This window comes from Cytobacillus sp. (assembly GCF_964223445.1).
Taxonomy (GTDB): Bacteria; Bacillota; Bacilli; order Bacillales; family Cytobacillaceae; genus Cytobacillus.
In genome coordinates, this window is the sequence record NZ_CAXQGS010000043.1 from 1 (window position 1) to 4,833 (window position 4,833).

The window sequence follows — 4,833 nt, forward strand, 5'->3', positions numbered from 1 at the left end:
AACGAGCCAATCGGACGCTTCGGATCTTTAAGGCCTGCACGGGCACGGCGGACAGCCTTCGAAATGGCTTTAACCGCTTCTTCCTGTCCGATTACACGGGAATGAAGAATTTCTTCCAGATTAAGAAGCTTTTCTGTTTCTGTTTGGGCCAGCTTCGATACAGGGATTCCAGTCCAGCTGGCCACCACATTGGCAATGTCCTCAACCGTCACTTCACTGTTCTCTTTGCCCTGCTTTTCTTTCCATGTTTTTTTCGTTTCTTCGAGCTGTTCACGCAGGCGCTGCTCTGTATCTCTTAAGGAAGCCGCTTTTTCAAACTCCTGACTTTGAACGGCAGCGTCTTTTTCTTTTCTTACATCCTCCAGCTTAACCTCCAGTTCTTTCAGGTTTGGAGGCGTAGTATAAGAGCGAAGTCTTACCTTTGAACCCGCTTCGTCAATTAAATCAATTGCTTTATCCGGAAGGAAGCGGTCTGAGATGTAGCGATCTGAAAGTTTTACAGCTGCTTGAATGGCTGCATCCGTAATCGTCACACGATGGTGGGCCTCATAACGGTCACGAAGACCTTCAAGAATCTGTACCGATTCCTCCGCAGTCGGCTCATCAACCGTAATAGGCTGGAATCTTCTTTCAAGTGCCGCATCCTTTTCAATATATTTTCTGTATTCATCAAGAGTTGTTGCACCAATACACTGAAGTTCACCGCGGGCCAGAGAAGGCTTTAAGATGTTAGAAGCATCAATCGCACCTTCTGCTCCGCCTGCACCTATTAATGTATGAAGCTCGTCAATAAATAAAATGATGTTTCCTGCCTGCCTGATTTCATCCATTACCTTCTTCAGGCGGTCTTCAAATTCACCGCGATACTTTGTTCCGGCAACTACTGTACCCATATCTAGCGTCATAACCCTTTTATCACGAAGAGTCTCCGGCACTTCATTATTAATGATCTGCTGTGCCAAGCCCTCTGCGATGGCTGTTTTACCTACCCCAGGCTCACCGATCAGAACCGGGTTGTTTTTCGTCCTGCGGCTTAAAACTTCGATTACACGCTGAATTTCTTTGCTTCGTCCAATTACCGGATCCAGGCTTCCTTCTCTGGCAATAGCAGTTAAGTCACGTGCCAATCCATCAAGAGTCGGTGTATTCGCATTGGCTGCGGAGCCACCCTGATGACTGCCGGACTCATTGCTGCCTAATAGCTGAAGCACTTGCTGGCGCGCTTTATTGAGGCTGACGCCAAGGTTATTCAAAACTCGGGCTGCCACGCCTTCACCCTCACGGATCAGGCCAAGCAGGATATGTTCTGTTCCTACATAGGAATGGCCAAGCTTTCTTGCTTCGTCCATCGAAAGTTCAATGACTTTCTTGGCACGCGGTGTATAATGAATGGTCTGGGAAGCATCCTGCCCCCTGCCAATTAAATTCTCAACCTCTTTTTGGATCTTATCAGAGCCGAGGCCTAAAGCATAGAGAGCTTTTGCAGCAATGCCTTCACCTTCGCGTACAAGCCCCAGCAGAATATGCTCTGTTCCGATGTTGTTATGTCCTAAACGGATTGCTTCCTCCTGTGCTAAAGCCAATACTTTTTGAGCTCTTTCCGTAAATCGTCCGAACATCATATTTTCATCCTCCCAACTCTTGATCTTCCATTTGTAATCTTTCCCTAATTAATGAAGCCCTGCGGATATCGCGTTCATGCGGTCTGAGCGGCCCGCCTGCATATTGCTGCAGGAAGCCGGGCTGTGTCAGGATCATCAGCTCATTCAATATATTTTTTGATATGTTTTTGATGTACTGCATATCAATCCCCAGGCGAACATCAGACAAGCATTGTGCTGCTTCGTTTGATTCAATGATCCGGCTATTCGATAAAATGCCATAAGAGCGGAAGACTCTGTCTTCTAATTGTATGTTAGAAGTCTTTGCTAATGCTTCCCTTGCCGATCTTTCCTGAGAAATCAGCTGACTGACAACGCTTTTCAGATCCTCTGCGATATCCTCTTCTGATTTTCCGAGAGTGATCTGGTTTGAAACTTGAAAGATGTTACCTAAAGCTTCGCTGCCTTCCCCGTAAATTCCTCTAACAACTAACCCAAGCTGGTTAATTGCCGGAATAATTCTGTTCATTTGCTGCGTGAGAACCAGGCCAGGCAAATGCATCATAACAGATGCCCTTAGCCCTGTTCCTACATTTGTGGGGCAGCTTGTTAAAAAGCCAATATGTTCATCAAATGCATAGTCGGCTTCTTCCTCCAGCCAATCATCAATTTCATTTGCCATACTTAAGGCTTCAGTAAGCTGAAATCCCGGAAATAAGCATTGAATCCTTATATGGTCTTCTTCATTAATCATGATGCTGACTTCTTCATTTTCAGAAAGAAGGCAGGCACCATGAGTTGAATTCTCAGCAAGATGGGGACTGACCAGATGCTTTTCCATCAGCACTCTTTTTTGAAGAGGCTGAAGGCTATCCATTAATAAAAGCTCCATTTTCCCAAGTTTTGAAAAAGAAGAATGCTCCACCCTCGCCTTTATTTTTTCAATGACCGCTTCTGCTTCTTCATTTGAAAATACAGTAGGGAATTTATATTGCTTCATATTGCGGGCGAGCCTGATTCGCGAACTTAAAACAATATCGGAATCAGGGCCTTCCGCACTCATCCAGGAGCTAATAGCTTGATTCATGAAACGTTCCAGCGACAAGCTTACTCCCCTCCCTTTTGATCGGCATTGAGCTGCTTTTCCAGTTTCCTTATTTCGTCCCTCAATTCTGCCGCTCTTTCAAACTCTTCTTTGGAAATCATTTCTTTTAAATTATTTTTTAAATCATCAATATTCCTCCGCAGGTGAATGGTTCCCCCGATTCGTGCAGGAATTTTTCCGCTGTGTGAGGAATTCCCGCTGTGAAGCCTTCTAAGAATTGGGTTCAATTGATCTTTAAAAGTCTCATAGCAGTTGGCGCACCCAAAGCGGCCTACTTTTATAAACTGCTGAAAGGTCAAGGAACATTGCTCACACTGCAGGACTTTCTCCTGCTGAAAAGGATCCTGGCCCGATTCCTGAAAGGCAGGCTGAATATTCAGAAGGCCAGCGAGCAAGTTATTTATTGAAAAACCAGACCCGCTGCCCAGCATAAACATTTCACCTTTTTCCTGTGCGCATTTCTCGCAAAGATGAAACTCTTCTTTCTCGCCATTTACAACCTTCGTAAAATGCAGCGTGGCTGGCCTTTGGTTACATTCCTGACAAATCATGACTTCACCTCCCCAGCTCCCTACTATTTATATTTCAAAGTGGTTAACATTGCCTTAAGCATTCTTGCCCTCAGCTCATCCCTGAATGGAAGATCAATATACAGGACAGAACGGTCTATAACACTAAGCATAATTTTAGCTTCCCTATGTGTTATTATCTCTTCTTCTACCAGACGGTAAATGACATTCTCTGCACTGCTCTGGGCAATCCTGCTCTGCACCAATGAAATTAACTGGTCAATTAAATCAGCATGGTCATAGGACTGGACTTTCATAATCCGTATGAAGCCCCCGCCTCCCCGCTTACTTTCTACTGCATATCCTTTCTCAATCGTAAAACGGGTGTTGATCACATAATTGATCTGAGAAGGAACACATTGGAACTTATCAGCAATTTCACTTCTTTTAATTTCCACGATTTCCCTTTCGCTCTTCTCTAAAACCTGTTTTAGATAATTTTCAATTATGTCGGATATATTCCTCACCAGGCCTCCCCCTATCTGACTTTGACTATATTTGACATTAATTATACATGATTTATGTAATTTCTTGCAATTGGCGGGTATTAATAATTTTCCCCCATTTTTTGACTTCCCAAACCTGAAAATGGAAGTTAATGTCGATAACAATATATTTTTGAATGGGCGGGTTTGTGCTTGGTTGGGAGAAGTTTTTTTGGAGGCTGGGAAGTGTGCTGCGCTTGGTGATCAGTTGGACAGGTGAAACGTGTTAGCTGTTCTGAACTTGTTATTCGGTTGGAATAGAGAGTTGGAATCCCGAAGTATGGCTGACTGAACCTGCTGAAAACATGATTCTGGATTCTATGAAGCTGCGGTACAGTAGGTGATACTTTTATCTGGCAAGTTTGGTGATTTATCTAGCATGAATGGGTTTTGTGTAGCAAATTTTTGATTTTATCTAGCATGATTCCCATTTTATCTAGCATATTTTGAAGTTTATCTAACACTTGGCACAATTTATCTTTATAGTGAACAAATTTAACACTTAAAACAGACGGTGAAAATAAGGAGTGGCGCATATGTTGGCAGATGTGACGCATATATGTATTTTCTCATTAAAAAGAAAGAGTTCAAATAAGGTATTGGTACCGTAACTCATCCAAACACACAAAAAAGAGCACCCATCAGGTGCTCTTTCATATGCCCGGCAGCGTCCTACTCTCACAGGGGGACAGCCCCCAACTACCATCGGCGCTGAGAAGCTTAACTTCCGTGTTCGGTATGGGAACGGGTGTGACCTTCTCGCTATCGCCACCGGACTATGTAATTGAAGAAACTTCGTTCCCTCAAAACTAGATAATGTATGAAGAAGTATTGCCGAGTATTCACCAATGACTTGTCTAGCTTCGGCTCCTAACTTCTCGGCCGTTTCGATCCATCCCTCCAAATCCCAAAACCAGGATTTGAATGGCCGGCTCTCCAACGTCTCTCGAAGTTGAACAGTCGCCTCCGCTTTTCGTTTTGGTTAAGTCCTCGATCGATTAGTATCAGTCAGCTCCACATGTCGCCACGCTTCCACCTCTGACCTATCAACCTGATCATCTTTCAGGGATCTT

At 44.0% G+C, this 4,833-nt stretch carries 4 protein-coding genes and 2 rRNA genes; all 6 read right to left on the reverse strand.

What is annotated here, in order from left to right; translation table 11 throughout:
- The coding region (gene clpC / locus ACEQ1T_RS06560) for an ATP-dependent protease ATP-binding subunit ClpC (protein WP_370222154.1) at positions 1–1,622 on the reverse strand (1,622 nt) is incomplete at its 3' end.
- A 4-nt stretch (positions 1,623–1,626) separates the two neighbouring features.
- A complete protein-coding gene (locus ACEQ1T_RS06565) occupies positions 1,627–2,706 on the reverse strand; it encodes a protein arginine kinase (RefSeq protein WP_370222156.1) in 1,080 nt (359 codons plus the stop codon).
- A 2-nt stretch (positions 2,707–2,708) separates the two neighbouring features.
- Positions 2,709–3,257: a UvrB/UvrC motif-containing protein gene (locus ACEQ1T_RS06570; protein ID WP_206845716.1), complete on the reverse strand. Its 549-nt coding sequence runs from the start codon at positions 3,255–3,257 to the stop codon at positions 2,709–2,711.
- A 23-nt stretch (positions 3,258–3,280) separates the two neighbouring features.
- Positions 3,281–3,742: a CtsR family transcriptional regulator gene (locus ACEQ1T_RS06575; RefSeq protein ID WP_009336509.1), complete on the reverse strand. Its 462-nt coding sequence runs from the start codon at positions 3,740–3,742 to the stop codon at positions 3,281–3,283.
- Between the two features lie 677 nt (positions 3,743–4,419).
- Positions 4,420–4,536: ribosomal RNA gene (gene rrf, locus ACEQ1T_RS06580) — 5S ribosomal RNA — on the reverse strand.
- Positions 4,537–4,738: 202 nt separating this feature from the next.
- Positions 4,739–4,833 (reverse strand): 23S ribosomal RNA (locus tag ACEQ1T_RS06585); the annotation flags it as partial.

Bases quoted from the DNA above. Each gene is read 5' to 3' on its own strand.
- ACEQ1T_RS06570 (WP_206845716.1), bottom strand. From the start codon at position 3,257: ATGATTTGTCAGGAATGTAACCAAAGGCCAGCCACGCTGCATTTTACG.